Origin of the sequence: Dactylosporangium sp. CA-052675 (genome assembly GCF_050947935.1) — a bacterium.
Lineage (GTDB): Bacteria > Actinomycetota > Actinomycetes > Mycobacteriales > Micromonosporaceae > Dactylosporangium.
In genome coordinates this window covers 809,891-826,410 of the sequence record NZ_CP192010.1, presented here as the reverse complement: position 1 = coordinate 826,410, position 16,520 = coordinate 809,891, and the positions used below count along the sequence as shown (strand labels likewise).

19 protein-coding genes are annotated in these 16,520 nt (G+C 72.2%); 13 read left to right on the top strand and 6 right to left on the bottom strand.

Annotated features, from left to right (window positions below):
• Position 1 precedes the first annotated feature (1 nt).
• Positions 2–334, top strand: a complete 333-nt coding sequence (locus ACQP1P_RS03805) for an FmdB family zinc ribbon protein (RefSeq protein ID WP_433083134.1) — start codon at positions 2–4, stop codon at positions 332–334.
• Positions 335–546: 212 nt separating this feature from the next.
• On the opposite strand, the gene ACQP1P_RS03800 is transcribed toward ACQP1P_RS03805, so the two are convergent.
• Positions 547–729: a hypothetical protein gene (locus ACQP1P_RS03800; protein WP_350612476.1), complete on the bottom strand. Its 183-nt coding sequence runs from the start codon at positions 727–729 to the stop codon at positions 547–549.
• Between the two features lie 86 nt (positions 730–815).
• Between ACQP1P_RS03800 and ACQP1P_RS03795 the strand changes: the two genes are divergently transcribed.
• Positions 816–959: a hypothetical protein gene (locus ACQP1P_RS03795; RefSeq protein ID WP_433083132.1), complete on the top strand. Its 144-nt coding sequence runs from the start codon at positions 816–818 to the stop codon at positions 957–959.
• 63 nt (positions 960–1,022) lie between these two features.
• On the top strand, positions 1,023–1,325 hold the full coding sequence (locus tag ACQP1P_RS03790) for a translation initiation factor 2 (RefSeq protein ID WP_433083130.1): 303 nt from the start codon (positions 1,023–1,025) through the stop codon (positions 1,323–1,325).
• A gap of 23 nt (positions 1,326–1,348) precedes the next feature.
• Here ACQP1P_RS03790 and ACQP1P_RS03785 read toward each other — a convergent pair whose 3' ends face one another.
• The gene (locus ACQP1P_RS03785; RefSeq protein ID WP_433083128.1) at positions 1,349–1,831 is read right to left on the bottom strand and encodes a DUF2231 domain-containing protein; all 483 of its coding nucleotides are present in this window, start codon (positions 1,829–1,831) and stop codon (positions 1,349–1,351) included.
• Positions 1,832–1,945: 114 nt separating this feature from the next.
• On the opposite strand from ACQP1P_RS03785, the gene ACQP1P_RS03780 reads away from it, so the two are divergent.
• From ACQP1P_RS03780 to ACQP1P_RS03770, 3 genes are read left to right on the top strand one after another with little or no spacing between them, the layout of a single operon-like run.
• Entirely contained in the window at positions 1,946–2,380 is a 435-nt protein-coding gene (locus tag ACQP1P_RS03780; protein ID WP_433083126.1) for a Fur family transcriptional regulator, read from the top strand.
• Between the two features lie 56 nt (positions 2,381–2,436).
• Complete coding sequence (locus ACQP1P_RS03775; RefSeq protein ID WP_433089815.1) at positions 2,437–3,192, top strand: oxygenase MpaB family protein; 756 nt, start codon at positions 2,437–2,439, stop codon at positions 3,190–3,192.
• A 27-nt stretch (positions 3,193–3,219) separates the two neighbouring features.
• A complete protein-coding gene (locus ACQP1P_RS03770; protein WP_433083124.1) occupies positions 3,220–5,223 on the top strand; it encodes a hypothetical protein in 2,004 nt (667 codons plus the stop codon).
• Here ACQP1P_RS03770 and ACQP1P_RS03765 read toward each other — a convergent pair.
• Positions 5,204–8,020, bottom strand: coding sequence for a glycoside hydrolase family 9 protein (locus tag ACQP1P_RS03765; RefSeq protein ID WP_433083122.1), 2,817 nt, complete (start codon positions 8,018–8,020; stop codon positions 5,204–5,206). The genes ACQP1P_RS03770 and ACQP1P_RS03765 overlap by 20 nt on opposite strands.
• A gap of 283 nt (positions 8,021–8,303) precedes the next feature.
• On the opposite strand from ACQP1P_RS03765, the gene ACQP1P_RS03760 reads away from it, so the two are divergent.
• Positions 8,304–8,495, top strand: a complete 192-nt coding sequence (locus ACQP1P_RS03760) for a hypothetical protein (RefSeq protein ID WP_433083120.1) — start codon at positions 8,304–8,306, stop codon at positions 8,493–8,495.
• Positions 8,496–8,560: 65 nt separating this feature from the next.
• Here ACQP1P_RS03760 and ACQP1P_RS03755 read toward each other — a convergent pair whose 3' ends face one another.
• A complete protein-coding gene (locus tag ACQP1P_RS03755; protein ID WP_433083118.1) occupies positions 8,561–8,959 on the bottom strand; it encodes a thiol-disulfide oxidoreductase DCC family protein in 399 nt (132 codons plus the stop codon).
• A gap of 100 nt (positions 8,960–9,059) precedes the next feature.
• On the opposite strand from ACQP1P_RS03755, the gene trxA reads away from it, so the two are divergent.
• Complete coding sequence (gene trxA / locus ACQP1P_RS03750; RefSeq protein WP_433083116.1) at positions 9,060–9,464, top strand: thioredoxin; 405 nt, start codon at positions 9,060–9,062, stop codon at positions 9,462–9,464.
• A 62-nt stretch (positions 9,465–9,526) separates the two neighbouring features.
• Entirely contained in the window at positions 9,527–11,794 is a 2,268-nt protein-coding gene (locus tag ACQP1P_RS03745) for an intein-containing Rv2578c family radical SAM protein (RefSeq protein ID WP_433083114.1), read from the top strand.
• Between the two features lie 502 nt (positions 11,795–12,296).
• On the opposite strand, the gene ACQP1P_RS03740 is transcribed toward ACQP1P_RS03745, so the two are convergent.
• Positions 12,297–13,154 carry an MFS transporter permease gene (locus ACQP1P_RS03740; protein ID WP_433083112.1) on the bottom strand — a complete coding sequence of 286 codons (858 nt, stop codon included), beginning with the start codon at positions 13,152–13,154 and terminating at the stop codon, positions 12,297–12,299.
• Positions 13,151–13,585, bottom strand: coding sequence for a hypothetical protein (locus ACQP1P_RS03735; RefSeq protein WP_433083110.1), 435 nt, complete (start codon positions 13,583–13,585; stop codon positions 13,151–13,153). Before ACQP1P_RS03735 ends, ACQP1P_RS03740 begins: the two co-directional genes overlap by 4 nt.
• Positions 13,586–13,872: 287 nt before the next feature.
• Here ACQP1P_RS03735 and ACQP1P_RS03730 point away from each other — a divergent pair, with 287 nt between their 5' ends.
• The 4 genes from ACQP1P_RS03730 (at position 13,873) to ACQP1P_RS03715 (ending at position 16,514) form a co-directional block, all read left to right on the top strand.
• Positions 13,873–14,367: a MaoC family dehydratase gene (locus ACQP1P_RS03730; RefSeq protein ID WP_433083108.1), complete on the top strand. Its 495-nt coding sequence runs from the start codon at positions 13,873–13,875 to the stop codon at positions 14,365–14,367.
• A 33-nt stretch (positions 14,368–14,400) separates the two neighbouring features.
• Entirely contained in the window at positions 14,401–15,159 is a 759-nt protein-coding gene (locus ACQP1P_RS03725; protein WP_433083106.1) for a DUF695 domain-containing protein, read from the top strand.
• A 121-nt stretch (positions 15,160–15,280) separates the two neighbouring features.
• Positions 15,281–15,781, top strand: coding sequence for a hypothetical protein (locus ACQP1P_RS03720; RefSeq protein WP_433083104.1), 501 nt, complete (start codon positions 15,281–15,283; stop codon positions 15,779–15,781).
• Between the two features lie 109 nt (positions 15,782–15,890).
• Positions 15,891–16,514, top strand: coding sequence for a TrmH family RNA methyltransferase (locus ACQP1P_RS03715; protein WP_433083102.1), 624 nt, complete (start codon positions 15,891–15,893; stop codon positions 16,512–16,514).
• The last annotated feature ends 6 nt before the right edge of the window (positions 16,515–16,520 follow it).

Here is a 16,520-nt window from a genome sequence, read left to right as displayed (position 1 = left end):
GGTGCCTACCTACCAGTACGCCTGCACGGTGTGCGGCCACCAGCTCGAAGCTGTGCAGTCGTTCACCGACGAGCCGCTGACCGAGTGCCCGCAGTGCCAGGGCCGGCTGCGCAAGCAGTTCTCGGCGGTGGGCGTGGTGTTCAAGGGCTCGGGCTTCTACCGCACCGACTCCCGCAACTCGGGCAAGTCCTCGTCGTCGTCCACGAAGACCGAGTCTTCCAAGAGCGAGACGAAGAGCGAGTCGACGACCACGAAGACGGAGACCAAGACCGAGTCGAAGCCGGCCAGCAGCGCGACGTCGTCGTCTACCGGCACTTCGTCCGCTTCGTCCTGATCCGCGGCGGCAGCAACGCCCGGTCCGCGCGCGGGCCGGGCGTTCTCGCGTGCCCGATGGCCTGGCCACCGTGTGAATGGCCTGATCACCGTGTGAATGGCCTGATCACCGTGTGAATGGCCTGATCACCGTGTGAATGGCCTGGTCACCGTGTCAATGGCGTGGTTCACGACTGCGGCGGGGCCGCGCCCGGCCCGGTCGTGAACGGGCGCTCAGTCCCAGTGCGGCGGGCGGTCGGAGAGCAGGCGGTCGTCGTTCGTCGCCGCGCGCTCGCCCCAGCCCGAGTCGGTGTCGTCGGTCGTGTGATCCGGGAGCACGACCAGTTCGTCGGCGAAGTCCTCGAAGCTCACTTCGCGCTGCTCATCGGTGGGCGCCCACCCGTTCGTACCAGCCACGGCAGCGAGACTACTCCCGCGAGTTTGCCGGAAAGTGGCCGAATGACGACAGTCGCCTCCGGGGTGCACAGGTCACACTCGGCGGCATGACACAACCCACCCCCGAGCCCGTCGACCCCTTCGCCGACGAGCAGGAGACGCTGCGCCTGCAGCAGCACACGGACCAGCCGGACCCGGACGCCACCCGCCCGATGTCCCTGGCCGAACTGCGCGAACTCGGCAACGACTGACCGCCGGCGCCCATCACCGGGGTGAGCCGGTCGATTCACCCCGGTGATGGGTACTGTCGAGGCGTGAGCGACGACGCGTACTGGCGACGCCCCGCCGAGGGCACCGAGGCCGCGCCCCCTCCCGCGCCGCCCGGGCCCCCGAGCGTCCCCTATACCGGCGCCCCGCGCACCACCCCGCCGCCGCGCGGCTGGCGCCCGCCCGTGGTCGAGCCGCCCGCCCCGCCGCGCACGCTGCCGCCCCAGGACGACGAGCGCGTCGACCGCGAGGAGCAGGCGGCCACGATCCTGACGAAGGGCATGGGCATCTTCGCCGGGGCCGTGCTGGTGGTCGTGCTCCTGATCCTCTGCGGCCGCGCCCTGTTCTGAAATCCTGTTCCGGCGGCGCTGTTCTAGAAGCCGTCCCAGACCATCTTGGCGCCGGAGTCGCCGGTTTTGTACACGTAGAACGCCGCGACGACCGCCAGCACCACCGACAGCCCGGCGGCCGCGTAGTGCGCCGCCACCGGAGCCTTGATCCTCGCCGCGCCGTCGCGGTCCGCCGGGATCATGAACGCCATGACCAGGGCCACGATCGCCAGGCCGAGGATCACCCAGAACAGCGTGTCCGCGTACTCCTCGTGGCTCTCGATCGCCGCTCGCATCTGCGGCGACTGGAACGCCTTGTTGGCGCTGAACGACTCCCCGGACTCCTTGGCGAAGAAGACCGAGCCCGGAGCCAGGACCGCGAACGCCACGAGCGGCCAGCGGATGTGCCGGCGACTCGCGGGCCACGCCCCGTAGAGGACCGCGACCAGCGCCAGCAACGGCACCAGCACGACCGCCGCGTGGATGAACAGCGGGTGGGCCGGGATACCGGCTACACGATCGAACACGAAGCCTCCTTCTGATACGGATCCTCCCCGCCGGGGCGTACCCGCGGGCGAGTTGCGGGGTTCAAGAGTCCGGAAACATTTGAACGGTTCCAGGCTGCGTGGTCTCATGGAAGTGTGTCGGGTGAAGATCTGCTGCGCGCCCGGGGTCTGCGAGTGACGCGACCCCGGCTGGCCGTGCTGGAGGTCCTCGAGCAGTCCCGCGGCCATCTCGACGTCGAGCAGATCGCGGCCCGGGTGCGCCGGCGCCTCGACACGGTCTCGACCCAGGCGGTGTATGACGTGCTCAGCGCGCTGTCCCGGGCCGGGCTGGCCCGGCGGATCGAGCCGGCCGGGAGCCCGGCGCGATACGAGTCGCGGGTCGGCGACAACCACCACCACGTGGTGTGCCGCGGCTGCGGCGAGATCGCCGACGTGGACTGCGCGGTCGGCGAGGCGCCCTGCCTGACCCCGTCGCAGGCCCACGGTTTCGTGCTGGATGAGGCCGAGGTCACATTCTGGGGGCTGTGCCCGGCGTGCCAGCTCAAGCGGGCCGAAGAAACGGCGCCGTGACCGACCACGGCCTCTTCGGTCCGGACTCGGTCACCTGGCGCGTGCACCGGGAGCCGATGGTCACCGTGGGCGGGCTGCGCAGCCTCTACCTGCAGGCCCTGCACCCGCGCGCGGTCGCCGGGGTCGAGCAGAACAGCCGGTACCGCCAGGACCCCTGGGGCCGCCTGGCCCGCACCTCGACCTACGTGACCACCGTGATCTACGGCACCACGGAGGAGGCCGAGCGCGCCGGCCGCCGCGTCCGCGCGCTGCACGCCCGGATGACCGCCGTCGACCGGCGCACCGGCGAGCGCTTCCGCGTCGACGAGCCCGAGTTGCTGCGGTGGGTGCACGTCACCGAGGTCGAGTCGTTCCTGACCGCGGTCCTGCGCGGCGGGCTGCGGCTGTCCCCGGAGGAGTCCGACGAGTACTTCCGCGAGCAGACCCGCACCGCGGCGCTGGTCGGCCTCGACCCGGCGACGGTCCCCGACTCGGTGGCGGCCGTCGAGGCCTACTACGCGGCGATGCGGCCCGAGCTGGAGCTGACCGCGGACTCGGCCGCGACCGGCATCTTCCTCACCATGCCGCCGCTGCCGTGGGGGCTCGGGCTGACCCCGGTGCGCGGGGCCGCGTTCAGCGTGTCGGCGCTGGCCATCGGCCTGCTGCCGGCCTGGGCGCGCCGGCTCTACGGGCTGCCCGGCCTGCCCGCGACCGACCTGGTGACCTCGGTGAACGCCCGGATCGCGGGCCGCCTGCTGCGCGCGGTGCCGATCGAGTGGATCGAATCCCCGGCCCGCAAGCGCGCGATGGAGCGGCTCAAGGCGCGCAACTGAACCCGGGTCCGCACCGTTCAACCGGGCGTGACCCGCTGGCTCCCGGCGCTCACCGTAGCCGCCGCCGTGACCGGGGTGCTGATAGCCCTCAAAACCGACATTTCCGATATCGGGTGGTATTACGCCTACGTGGGCGCCGCCGTGGTCCTCCCCGGCACGCTGATCTACCGGGCACTGCGCCGCACCCCGCACAGCCTGGTCGAGGACCTCGCCTTCGGCACCGCCACCGGGCTCGTCGCCGAGACCGCCGCCCGCCCGATCTGGTGGGCCTGGCCGATCCTGACGGTCATCCTCCTGCGCCGCCACCTGCGCACCCCCGAATACCCGCACCGGCCCACCCGCGGCTGGTCCTGGTCGGTCGCCGCGGTGGCGACGGGCTTCGTGGCGTACCTCACCTGGGCCTTCCTGCGCGTGAACCCCCCGGTGCCGACCGGCCGCCCGGCCGACTACATGATCGACCAGCTCAACCTGCTCGCGGTCGCCGCCGACCTGCGCCACCACTTCCCGCTGGCCGTCCCCGAGCTCGGCGACGAGCCGCTGCCGTACCACTGGTTCGCCTACGCGCACCTCGCCGCCGCGGGCCGCCTGACCGGCGTCGACCTGCCGGTGCTGTGGTTCCGGCTCGACCTGCCGGCGCTGGCCGTGCTCGCGGTCGTCCTGCTCGCCGTGGCCGCCTGGCGGGTCACCGGGCGCGCGTGGGCCGGTCCGATCGCGGCGGCCCTGATGTACACCGTCGGCGAGGCCGTCCTGCCCGCCCGGGCGCCCGCCTTCTTCGGCACGATCACCGCGTACTACTCCTGGTCGAGCCGCTCCGTGCTGTACGCCTCGGCGCTGTCCATGCCCCTGATCGCCGTGCTCGCCCAGATCCTGCGGCGCGAGCACACCACGCGCACCTGGCTGCTGCTCACCGTGCTCGCGGTCGGCGTCGCGGGCGCGAAGTCGACGGTGCTGCCCGTCGCGCTGGCCGGGCTCGTCTGCGCGGGACCGCGCCGGGCGGGGCGGCCGTTGCTGGTGCTCGCCGGGGTGACCGGGCTCGCCGTGGCGCTGCTGTACGGCGCCGAGGGCGGCGGCCTGACCTGGGCGCCCTTCGGCATCATGGCCGACTTCGCGCACGGCCGCCCGGTGGTGATCGCGGCCGGCCTGGGCGCCTACGCCGTCGCGATGGGCTTGCGCCTGGCCGGGGCGCTGTTCGTGCCGCGCCCCTGGGGCCCCGTCGAGCGCTTCCTGGCCGGCGCCGCGCTGGCGGGCTTCGCCGCGACCGTGCTGATCTGGCACAACTCCTGGGGCCAGCACTTCTTCGCGATCGCCGGCTTCCCGTTCGGCGCGATCCTGTCCGCGGCCGGGGTGCGCCGGGTCCCGCTCGCCGGCCTGCTCGGCGCCGCCGGCGTGGCGGTCGCGGCCTGGACCGCGACCGTCCCGCCCACCGACCCGGTGGTCCCCGTCTACGCCTTCGCCGCGCTGACGCTGCTCGTCGCGGCGGCCACGCGCTCGAGGCCCGCCGCGCTGGTCGTCGTGGTGTTCGCGGGCGCCGCCGGGCTGCCCTACGACGCCGTGCACCACGCCAACCTCGGCACCGCCTATCACGTGCGCGTCACCCCCGATCAGGCCGCCGGCGCCCGCTGGCTGCGCGCGCACAGCGCACCGGACGAGTACATCGCCACGAACGTGCACCGCGTCGGCTCCGGCGAGCAGGGCCGCCAGAGCCTGGCGTACTGGATCTCGGCCTACTCCGAGCGCCGGGTCCTGCTGGGCAGCTGGGGCTACTCCCCCGAGTCCAACGCGATCCAGGCCGCCCGCCACGGCGTCGGCCCGGCCCTGGACTACTGGGACCCGGCCCGCCTGCGGGCGAACGACCTGGCCATCTACGAGCCGACCCCGGCCCGGCTGCGCTGGCTGCGCGAGCAGCGGGTCGGCTGGATCCTCGTCGACCGCGCGCAGGGCCGGGAGTCGCCGCGCCTGGCGGACCAGGCCTGCTATGCCTGGTCCGCCGGCGACATCGTGATCTATCGGCTCAGCGCGCCGTGCAGGTGAGCGTGGCCGGGGCCGTGTTCGTCCCCGAGTAGCTCGCCCCGAAGCCCGGCGCGACCGAGGCCGCGGGGGCGAGGGTGCCGTTCCAGTCGGCGTTGGCCACGGTGACCGCCGCGCCCGACTGGGTCCACACGCCCGACCAGCCGTTGCTGATCTTCTGGTTGCCCGGGAACGTGAACGCGACCGTCCAGCCCGTCAGCGCCGTGGAGCCGGTGTTCGTCACCGTCACCTCGCCGTTGAAGCCGTCGCCCCACTGGTTGGTGACCTTGTACGTGGCCGAGCAGGACTTGCCCGTCGAGCCCCCGGTCGTGGTCACCGACACCGGGTCGGACGTGGTGGAGAGGTTCCCGGCCGCGTCCTTGGCCCGCACCGCGAACTGATAGGCGGTGTTCGCGCTGAGTCCGGTGATGTTGGCGGTCGTACCGGTGGTGGTGGCCACGACCACCGGACCGGCCGTGCCACCGAGGCGCAGCACGTCGTAGCCGGTGACGCCGACCGCGTCCGTGGACGCCGCCCAGGTCAGCGTCACCCCCGAGGCGGTGATGCCCGAGGCCGTCGGCGTGCCGGGCTTGGTCGGCGGGGTGACGTCCCCGGTCTGGGCCGAGGTCGTGACCGTGCCGGCCGGCGAGGCGCTCGAGGCGTTGCCGGCCGCGTCGAGCGCGACGACGGTGAACGAGTACGCGGTCGACGGGGTCAGCCCGGTGATCGCCAGCGACGTCGTGGCGCTGGTCCCCACCAGGGTGCTGCCGTTGTACACGCTGTAGCTCGCCACCCCGACGTTGTCCGTGGACGCGGCCCAGGTCGCAGTGGCCCCGGTCGCGGTGACGTTCGTGAACGACGGCTTGCCCGGAGCGCTCGGCGGCGTGGTGTCGGCGGGCCCCGAGCCGGGCGCGTCGCCCCAGACCTTCGTGGTGCCGTCGAACAGCGTCATGTGGCTGTTCGCGGCCTGGGTGGTGCCGGCCGGCAGCGACCAGTCGTTCGACGGGTCCCAGGAGCCGGCGCTCGAGATGCGGAACTGCACCTCGCGCCGCCACGCGGACTGCCCGGCCGGGGCGATGTTCTGCCCGGCGCAGCTCACGGTCACGTAGTACGTGCTGCCGCTGACCAGCGTCGGGCCGGTCGGCGCCGAGCACTGGTTGTAGGCGCTCGTCAGCGAGATCTGGCTCGGCGTGGTGGCGCCGTCGAGGGTGAAGTAGTAGCGGAAGGAGCCCTGGGTCAGGGCCCGGGCCGGCCACGCCGACTTGTTGTAGACCAGGGCCTTGACCTCGGTGAAGTTCGTGCCCGGGGTGTTGATGGAGGACTCGATGTACATCTCGGGCCCGTCCGGGGTCTCCGCGACCGGGAAGTTCGCGAGCGCGGTGCCGCCGTACTCGCCGTACATGCGGGCCAGGGCGCTGGTGAACCCGGCGTTGTAGTCGGTGGCGACCTCGTTCATCGTGTAGTCGTTGCGGCTGTCGGTGTAGGCGTCGTTCGGCGCCGTCGGGCCGCCGACCAGCGCGCCGTAGAGCGTGTGGCGCGACTGCGCGGGCTCGTTGATGTTGTCGCTCCAGGAGCCGTGCGCGGTGCGGTGGTGCGGGTTCTTCGGCGGGTTGGCCCCGAAGCCGATCATGTAGCTCGAATTGCGCGGGTTGTCGCCGAGGATGTAGTTGATCTGGCGGACGCCGAAGTCGTGGTAGCGCGCCTTGCGGGTCGCGTCCGTGAGGTAGTCGCTGTAGACGAACGCGACGAAGGAGGTGTTCGCGGCGTACCGCAGCGACCCCCAGCTGTCGAGGACCGCCTCACCGCCGGGCGACGTCGGCACCTTGGCGCCGTTGACGCCCACGGTCCAGTAGTCCAGCCAGCGGTTGGCGTCGTCGATGTACTTCTGCTTGCCGGTGAGCTTGGCCAGCAGGACGTAGCAGCCGTACGACTTGTCGTCCCAGGCGATCGTCCAGCGGTACGACTTCGTGGTGGTCTGGTTCTCGTTGCTCAGGTTGTCGTAGCCGCTCTCGGCCTTGGCGAGGTAGCTCGCGTCGTTCGTGGCGCGGTACAGCCAGATCGCGCCCCACACGAGCTCGTCGTTGTAGCCGCTCCACGAGTTGTAGTAGCTCGCGGCGTCGGTGATGCAGTCCGAGTACTTCTTGCGGACCGTGTCGGCGAAGGTGTACAGCTGCTTCGCGTGCGTGACCAGGGTGTCCGCGTAGGCGGAGTCGGTCGGGCGGATCACGATCGAGGAGGCGGCCATCGCGGCGGCGGTCTCACCGGCCAGGTCGGAGCCGCCGCAGGTCGCGTCGATCTTGTACGACGGGCGCGCCATCGGCATCACCTCGGCCGGTCCCCACCAGGCGTGGTCGGGATTGCCGCTGCCGATCTGTCCATAGAGGACGTTGGCGCTCGGGTGCGCCTTGATGAAGTAGTCGTTGACGAACTTCAGGTTGTTGACCAGGTTGGTCAGCTGGCCCGAGCGGGCGTAGGCGTCGCGGTACTCGACCGCGCCCCAGGCCAGCATCGTGGTCGAGAACGCCATCGGGAAGCCGAACTTCACGTGGTCGCCGGCGTCGAACCAGCCGCCGGTGAGGTTGAGCCCGACGTCGGAGCCGTCGTTCATCGCGGAGTTGCCGCGCCAGTTCACGCGGTTCCACGACGGCTTCGGCCCCGACTGCTGGGCCTCGTAGAACCAGATCGACTTCTGCAGCGCCTCGGCGTAGTTGTACGCCCCGGCGGCGTGCGCGGACGGCTGCTGTATGGCGACCCCGAGCGCGGCGGCCGCGGCCATGCCCACGGCCGCGAGCGCGCTCAGCCACTTCTTCCTCTGTCGCATCGATCTTCCTCCCTGGCGACTGGCGTGCTGGGATTGAACCCAGCGGCGCCCGCCATCCGGAAAGGAAAGCTGCGTATTCCCGCCATCGGCGCAGGTCAGCACCTGAAAGTTGCACGTCCGCGAGCTGCTGCGACAAGGCCCGGAGCCGCTCGGCGCCGGCCGCCCGCGTGAAGAGCACTGAGCGACCTGGGCCGGTCCGCCAGGCGTTGCGCGTCTTCACCGACAAGTTCTGGGAGCACCCGGATTCTGGGAGCACCCGGAGCGGTAGAGCCGCCTGGCCCGCGTGACGGTGGAGACGCCGGCGCTGCTGGGCCGCTACCTGGAGCGCCAGGCCGCCTGGAGGCGGACCCTGACCGCCGAGCCGGCGCGCCGCATGGCCGTCGACCCGTCGGCCGACCTCCGCCCGTCGATCCTGGTCGCGATGGCGTTCGCGGCCTTCGACACCGCGCTGACGCGCTTCGCTCGGGCGGGGTGATCCGGGGGCAGGGCGCAGGCCGGGTGCCGCCGGGCATGTTCCCCCGGGCTATGTTCCCCCGGTTTCTACGCTTTCGCTCGCGCGGGGTGATCCGGCGGCAGGGCGCAGGCCGCGGTGCCGCCGGGCATGCGGTGGCGGTTGCGGGCGACCCAGCGGTAGACCGGCCAGGCCAGTGCCGTGATCGGGCGCAGCCCCAGCACCGCTCCCGCCGCGCGCCAGCCGAGCCCGGCCCGGCGCAGCAGGTCGGCGATGGCGACCGGGCCGGCGCTCACCCGTCCGGGGGCGACGTAGCAGACGGCCGAGCTCACCTGCTCCTCGGTCACGCCCAGCTCGGCGAGGTCCGCGAACTGCCACGCGAGCACGTCCGCGGCGGGCCTGATGCGCCGCTCGATGAACCGGGCGCATGATGAACAAAAGGCACAGTCACCGTCGAACACGAAGACCGGGCGGTCGGTCGCAGCCACGTGACCATCATCCCTCGGATCGGTTGGGAATGCCGGTAAGGGGTATCTGGTTATGACGGTGCATACCCGAGACGCCCTGAGGGATCGGAGCTGAAGCAGCATGGCAACCGTAGAGCTGACCGCGGAGAACTTCGCCGAGAAGATCGGCGGGGAGGGCATCACGCTCGTCGACTTCTGGGCTTCCTGGTGCGGGCCGTGTCGCATGTTCGCGCCGGTGTACGAGCGCGTGTCCGAGCTCAACCCCGACATCACCTTCGGCAAGGTGGACACCGAGGCGGAGCAGGTGCTCGCCGCCGAGTTCAACATCCGTTCGATTCCGACGCTGATGATCGTGCGTGACGGCGTGGCGCTGTACTCCGAGCCCGGCGCCCTGCCGCAGCAGGCCCTCGAGTCGCTGATCCAGCAGGCCCGCGACATCGACATGACCGAGGTCAAGGCGAAGGTCGCCGAGGCCCAGGCGGCCGCGGAGCCCGCCGAGGAGAGCGACTCCGTCACCAAGGCGTGACCCCCGGTAGTGATCCGTCCGATCGCCTTGCATCCCGTTAGAACGCGTGTTCGAATAAACTCGTGCGATGGGACAACCTCAAGGCGACCGGCGGTCCTGGCACCGGAGACCCCGGGCGGCCGCGAGCGCTACCGCTCGCGCTGCCCGGGGCCGTCGCCCGGACCTTCGACACACCGGAGTTCCGCGGCGTCACGTTCTACGAGGTCCAGGCCAAGTCGCTGATCAACAAGGTGCCCGGCGCGTCGCGGGTGCCGTTCCAGTGGACGATCAATCCCTATCGCGGGTGCTCGCACGCCTGCGTCTACTGCCTGACCGGCGACACCGCGATCCTCATGGCCGACGGCACCAGCCGGCCGCTGGCGCGGCTGAAGGTCGGCGACGAGATCGTCGGCACGGTGCGTGACGGGCGGCTGCGCCGCTACACGACGACCCGCGTCCTCGCGCACTGGCAGACCGTCAAGCCCGCGCACCGGGTCACCCTCGCCGACGGCACCACGCTGGTCGCCTCGGGCGAGCACCGCTTCCTCACCGACCGCGGCTGGAAGCACGTGACCGGGGCCCGCCACGGGCGCAGCCGCCGGCCCCACCTGACCACCGCCAACCGGCTCGCCGGGTTCGGCGCGCTGCCGCCCGCCCCGCCGGTGGACGAGCCCGCCTACCGGCGCGGCTACCTCTGCGGCTTCGTCAACGGCGACGGCCACGCCTCCCCGGTGCCGGACGGGGTGCGGCGGCGTGCGCACGACTACGCGGCGGCCTGCGGGGGGCTGCACGCGCTGACCAACGACTCGCGGGAGTTCGCCGGGGCCAGCGTGCGCGACGCCAGCGCCGTGCTGGGCTGGCCGGACGCGCCCGAGCCCGCGTGGCGCCTCGGCTTCGTCGCCGGCCTGTTCGACGCGACCGGCTCCCTCGCCGGCGGCCTGCCCCGCTTCGACGTGGTCGACAAGGTCGTCGTCGACTGGCTCGCCGAGTGCCTGGAGCGGGCGGGGTTCGCCGTCGCCGCCGGCGATCCGTTCGAGGGCGTCCGCGTGCTCGGCGGCCCCCGCGAGCGGGTCCGCTTCGGCCTGCGCTTCGGCCCGGCCCGAGCGGTCGGCGCCCCGGCCGGCGAGCAGGTGCGCGGCGACGACTCCCTGCGCGTGGCCGCGGTCGAGGCGCTGGGCGTGGACGTGCCGATGTTCGACATCACGACCGGCACCGGCGACTTCATCGCCAACGGGGTCGTGAGCCACAACTGCTTCGCCCGGCACACCCACACCTATCTCGATCTCGACGCCGGGCACGACTTCGACTCGCAGATCGTGGTCAAGGTCAACGCGGGCGAGGTGCTGCGCCGCGAGCTGTCGGCCCGTTCCTGGTCGGGCGCCCACGTCGCGATGGGCACCAACGTCGACGTCTACCAGCGGGCCGAGGGGCGATACCGGCTCATGCGCGACATCCTCGCCGCCCTGCGCGACCACGCGAACCCGTTCTCCATCCTCACCAAGGGCACGCTGATCACCCGCGACCTCGACCTGCTGCGCGAGGCGGCCACGGTCACCTCGGTGAGCCTGTCCATGTCGGTCGGCTTCGTCGACGAGGCCCACTGGCGCGCGGTCGAGCCCGGCACCCCGAGCCCGCGCCGCCGGCTGGACGCGATCCGGCGGCTGTCCGACAGCGGCTTCGAGGTGGGCGTCCTCATGGCCCCGATCCTGCCCGGCCTGACCGACACCCAGGAGTCGATCGACGCGACGGTGGCGGCCCTGTCCGCGGCGGGCGCGGCGAGCATCGTCCCGCTGGCCCTGCACCTGCGCCCCGGCGCCCGCGAGTGGTATCGCGCCTGGCTGCTGCGCGAGCACCCGGAGCTGGGGCCGCGGTATCGGGAGCTGTTCGGGGACGGGTCGTATGCGCCGCAGTCGTACCAGCGCGAGGTGGCGGCCCGGGTCCGGCTCGCGGCCCGCCGGCACGGCATGCACACGGGCGGGATCGGCTCGACCCGGACCGACTCGACCGGCACGACGCGGCCGGACGCAACCCACACGGGCCGGACCGGCCCCACCAGCACAACGCCGACGGACGCAACCCATAGGGGCCGGACCGACTCGGCCGGCACAACGCCCACGGACGCAACCCATACGGGCCGGACCGACTCGGCCGGCACAACGCCCACGGACGCAACCCATACGGGCCGGACCGACTCGGCCGGCACAACGCCCACGGACGCAACCCACAGGGGCCGGACCGACTCGGCCGGCACGACGCGGAGGGGATCAATCGGCACGGATCGGGTGGAGTCGGCCGGGACGAAGCCCAAGCCGCGGCGGGAGCCCGAGTCCGAACAGCTGACGTTGCTGTAGGACTCCGGACCGCCGTCGCCGATGCGCCGATACGGCTCCGGCTCGGTCCGGTTCGGGTCCGGCTCGGGTCCGGCTCGAACCGGGCCGGAGCCGGCTCGAACCGGGCCGGAGCCGGCTCGAACCAGGCCGGAGCCGGCTCGAACCGGGCCGGGTCCGGCGACGGCTTGGCGGCGGGCGCGGTCGGTGAGTTGGGGCGGCGGACGCGCCACGCCCTGTCCTCCGGGATCAGCTGCGAGAACAGCGACCGCGACAGGGCCCGCGTTCCGCCTGTCGGTCACGTCGAGCCGAGACGAGGCCACGTTTCGCGACGCCGAGGCCGGCCCGGCGCGCTGCGGCCAGGCCACCCTCAGCCAAGGCGCCGCGTGTGCCCCGCGGAGGCCCGGCTACCGATGCCAGGCGGAGCGCGGCGGCAACAACCACGTCTCCGCGGGGCGTGCGCAGACGAGATCCGGCCCGTCGCCATCCGGCCCGTCGCCGGCCGGCACGAGCGGCGGGACAGGGCCTACGCGGCGACGGCCGGTTCCGTGGGCTCCTCGGTGCGGTTGCGCCACCGCCGCCACCACGCGATCGGGGTGACCTTCTCCAGCGGCAGGAAACCCGTCATGGCGATCTGGTGCGGGATGAAGGAGATCGTGATCAGGCTGAACGTCATCAGGTGGAACAGGTAGAAGCCGGCCACGATCGCGTAGCGCCACTTCGGCTTCACGAAGAACACGATCGGGCTGAACAGCTCGAAGCCCACGATCCCGAACTGCGACACCGTGGTGAAGCCGGGGACCTTCAGCAGCCACTGGGCCAGCAGCGTGCCGCGCCGGATGAACGCGCGGGTCAGCGTCGCGCCGGTCAGCCACTCCAGGCCGCCGAAGCGCAGCTTGGCGATCGAGGAGAGGAAGTACGTGGCGACGACCGCCATCTGGGTGACCCGCAGCGCGAAGCCGCCCGCCTCGGACGGGGTCTGGTCGCCGTGGCGGGCCTTGCCGGCGGTGGGCAGCGCGGCGAGGGCGACCAGGATCGAGTACCGATCGTGGTCGATCTTGCCGTAGCTCATCGCGATGATCATCCACTCGAGGTAGAGCGCGAACACCGCCCAGCCGAGCAGGCGGGGGGCGCGCCCGGTCGCCGCGAGCAGCGAGAGCGGGATGAGCGCGTAGTAGATCGCGTCGACGAGCAGGTGGGTCGGCGTGGGCAGGTGCAGCAGGCGGCCGACGATCAGCGGCTGGTAGAGGTTGCCGGGCAGGCTGCCGTGCGACTTGATCCAGGCGCTGAAGAACACCACGTCCAGCGGGACGAACAGGTACACCAGGGTGCGGAAGGCGGCGATGCGCGCCTTGGGCACGGGTGCGAACAGCCAGCGCGTCACGGGCGGTACCTCGCCAGAACCACCTCGGTGATCTCCCCCGTCGGCTGGGCGTTGTGCAGGTGGTGCTGCACCTCGACGATGTCCACCTCGGCGAGCGGGGGCTTGCCGGGGTTGCGCGCGGCGTAGGACTCCCGGATCGAGGACAGCAGGGACGGATCGGCCTTGAAACGCTCGATCTGCGCCTCGATCTCGGCCCGCCGCACGCCCGCGTTGCCCTCGTCGAGCTCGAACCGGCGCCCGGTCGTGTCGATGCCGTCGGTGCGCAGCACGAGCACCGGCTCGTTGGGCTTGTCGGCGATGGCGAACATCTGGAACGGCGCGAACGGGAACGCCATGTCGTCGCCCCAGAACGTGCCCGCCAGGGTCAGGGCGCCGAAGACCAGCGTCGCCACGATGCGCAGCACGCGCCCCCGCGCGTTCAACCCTTCCATCGGCTCGGGACTTTACCCCACGGTGAACAGGTCACGCTCTGTAGTGCGAGTGCGGTCACAATGCGTAGTGAACTCGTCCGACTTTGCCGGACTGTGACGCGCGTCTCTATACGGAGCGTTGCGATCGGGGTCGATGGCGGACCAAGATACTCACCACGAAGCGTGGGCGGCGGGCGCCAGGCAGAGCCCCGCCGCTTGCTGCGTTTTGTCACACTTGCCCGCTTCCCCCTATCGAGTGCCCGATCCGGCCCGGCATGCTGCGCAGACACCTGACAGAGGGGGCGACGATGCAGTTCGGCCGGTACTACGAGGAGTTCGACATCGGCGCGGTCTACCGGCACTGGCCGGGCAAGACGGTCACCGAGTCCGACGACCACCTGTTCTGCCTGCTGACCATGAACCACCACCCGCTGCACCTCGACGCGCACTACGCGCAGACCTCGACGCAGTTCGGGCGCAACGTGGTCGTCGGCAACTACGTGTACTCCATCCTGCTGGGCATGTCCGTCCCCGACGTGTCCGGCAAGGCCATCGCCAACCTGGAGGTCGAGTCGCTGCGGCACACCGCGCCGACCTTCCACGGCGACACGATCTACGGCGAGACGGTCGTGCTGGACAAGCGCGAATCGGAGTCGAAGGACGACCGCGGCGTCGTGACCGTGGAGACCAGGGGATACAAGCAGGACGGCACGCTCGTCTGCGTCTTCCGGCGCCGGGTGATGGTGCCGAAGCGGTCGCACGCGGGGCCGGAGGCGCCCAGCTTCCCGGAGCCGAAGTCGTAACGGCAGGACCAGGCAAGCGTCAAGGAGGACGGCGTGGGGTTGCTCCGCAGGCTGCTGGGGCGGGAACCGGCGTGGCAGGAGCGCTGGGCGGTCTACCCGGGCGAGGTGGGCGGCCGGCTCGCGATGTACAACATCGACCTCGGCGCGGTCGAGGCCGCCCCGGTCGCCCGCTTCCCGCGGCGCTTCGACGTCGACTTCGCCTACACCGGTGACGGCGCCAGCGGCATGCCGGCCGCCGAGGAGCTGGCCTCCATCCACGAGCTCGACGCCGCCGTGCGCCAGGTCCTGCGCTCCGCCGGCGGCGCCCTCGTGGGCCGCGTGCTGTCGGACAACCACGGGCGCATCACGGGATACCTGCCCGCGGACGGCACCCCGCCGCCGCTGCCCGCGATCCCCGGCGTCACCCCGGAGATCTCGGTCGCGTCCGACCCCGGCTGGACCCGGGTCCGCGAGGAGCTGACCCCGGACGCCTGGCAGCGCAACATCATGGACGACAACCAGGTGGTGCAGGAGCTCGAGGCGCACGGCGACCGGCTCACCGCCCCGCGGGCGGTGGAGTTCCTGGCCTACTTCCCCGACCCGGACCGCGCCGAGTCCTCGGCCCAGGAACTGCGCGAGGACGGCTTCGCGGTCACGGTGGAGCGCGGCGACGAGGGCGACTTCGTCCTGCAGGCCATCCGGCGCGACTCCGTCGAGCCCCCGGCCCTGCACGAGGTGACGTGGAAGGTCCGCGGCATCGTCGAGCGCCACGACGGCATCTACGACGGCTGGGGCTGCATGGTGCAGACCTGACCCTCCCGTCGCGCCCCGCCGCGGCACGAGGGTCCGGTTCCGCCCCGGCGCGACCGATCCGACCGGGCAAATCGCCGCAATGAGCGGATCTTTCGGCATACGCTCGGCGTGGGAGGTCGCCATGCCGAGCAAGCCCGCATCCGGCCCGTCCGGTCGCCCCGACGCCGGGGTCGACCTGCCGCTGCGTCGGCAGGAGTGGGACCTGCTCGTCCGGCTGCCCCGCACCGTGCTCGTCACGGCCTGCGCCGGCGACGAGCGGGTGGACGCCGTCGCCGGGGTCGAGGCCATCGCCGCCGGCCAGCGCTCCCGCGCGCTGCTCGTGCGCGGGGTGGTCGCCGCCATCTTCGCCGAGCAGCTCACCGACAACGACATCGACGGCCCCTCGCTGGGCACCGCCGCCGTGCTCGCCGACTGCGGGTTCGCGATGCGGCTGCTGGCCGAGCGTCTCGGGGCCGACATCGCCCTCGCCTACGGCGAGTGGCTCATGGACATCGCCGCCAGCGTCGGGCGGACCGCCTGGCAGGCCGGGCGGATCCGCATCGGCGGGGTGGAGATCCAGCTGGCGGAGCGCCGCTTCGTCAACGGGATCGCCCGCGAGCTGGCGCGCGCCCTGCACCGCTGAGGCGGGCAGCACCCCGGCGCGCCGCGAACGCCGGTCGGGTGGGCTGGTCAACCCTTCTCACCCGACCGGCCTCCACCGGGCGGGCGCCGCGCGGTACCGTCGCCGCACCATGGAACCCGAGATCGAGCTCGCGGTCGGCGTAGGCCCCTGGATCGGGCCGTGGCCGGCCGAGCCCCACTACGACCCCGACCTGCTGGCGGAGGGCGACCGGCGCAACGTCGTGGACCGCTACCGCTACTGGCGCCTCGAGGCGATCGTCGCCGACCTCGACACCCGCCGGCACCCGTTCCACGTCGCGGTCGAGAACTGGCAGCACGACCTCAACATCGGCACGGTGGTGCGCAACGCCAACGCGTTCATGGCCGCCGAGGTGCACATCGTCGGGCGGCGGCGGTGGAACCGGCGCGGCGCCATGGTCACCGACCGCTACCAGCACGTGCGCCACCACCCCGACGTCGAGACGTTCCTCGCCTGGGCACAGGGCGAGCGCCTGCCCCTGATCGGGATCGACAATTTGCCCGGGGCCCGGCCGCTGGAGCGGGCCGAGCTGCCCGAGCGGTGCGTGCTGCTCTTCGGCCAGGAGGGCCCTGGCCTGTCGGAACCCGCCCGGGCGGCATGCGGCGCGGTGTACTCGATCGCGCAGTACGGTTCCACGCGCTCCATCAACGCCGGAGTCGCCAGCGGCATCGCCATGCATACCTGGATCCGCCAGTACGGGGCCGCAAACCCCTGAACGGCC

Bases quoted from the DNA above. Each gene is read 5' to 3' on its own strand.
- ACQP1P_RS03795 (WP_433083132.1), top strand. From the start codon at position 816: ATGACACAACCCACCCCCGAGCCCGTCGACCCCTTCGCCGACGAGCAG.
- ACQP1P_RS03775 (WP_433089815.1), top strand. From the start codon at position 2,437: ATGGTCACCGTGGGCGGGCTGCGCAGCCTCTACCTGCAGGCCCTGCAC.
- ACQP1P_RS03765 (WP_433083122.1), bottom strand. From the start codon at position 8,020: ATGCGACAGAGGAAGAAGTGGCTGAGCGCGCTCGCGGCCGTGGGCATG.
- trxA (WP_433083116.1), top strand. From the start codon at position 9,060: ATGGCAACCGTAGAGCTGACCGCGGAGAACTTCGCCGAGAAGATCGGC.
- ACQP1P_RS03735 (WP_433083110.1), bottom strand. From the start codon at position 13,585: ATGGAAGGGTTGAACGCGCGGGGGCGCGTGCTGCGCATCGTGGCGACG.
- ACQP1P_RS03730 (WP_433083108.1), top strand. From the start codon at position 13,873: ATGCAGTTCGGCCGGTACTACGAGGAGTTCGACATCGGCGCGGTCTAC.
- ACQP1P_RS03720 (WP_433083104.1), top strand. From the start codon at position 15,281: ATGCCGAGCAAGCCCGCATCCGGCCCGTCCGGTCGCCCCGACGCCGGG.
- ACQP1P_RS03715 (WP_433083102.1), top strand. From the start codon at position 15,891: ATGGAACCCGAGATCGAGCTCGCGGTCGGCGTAGGCCCCTGGATCGGG.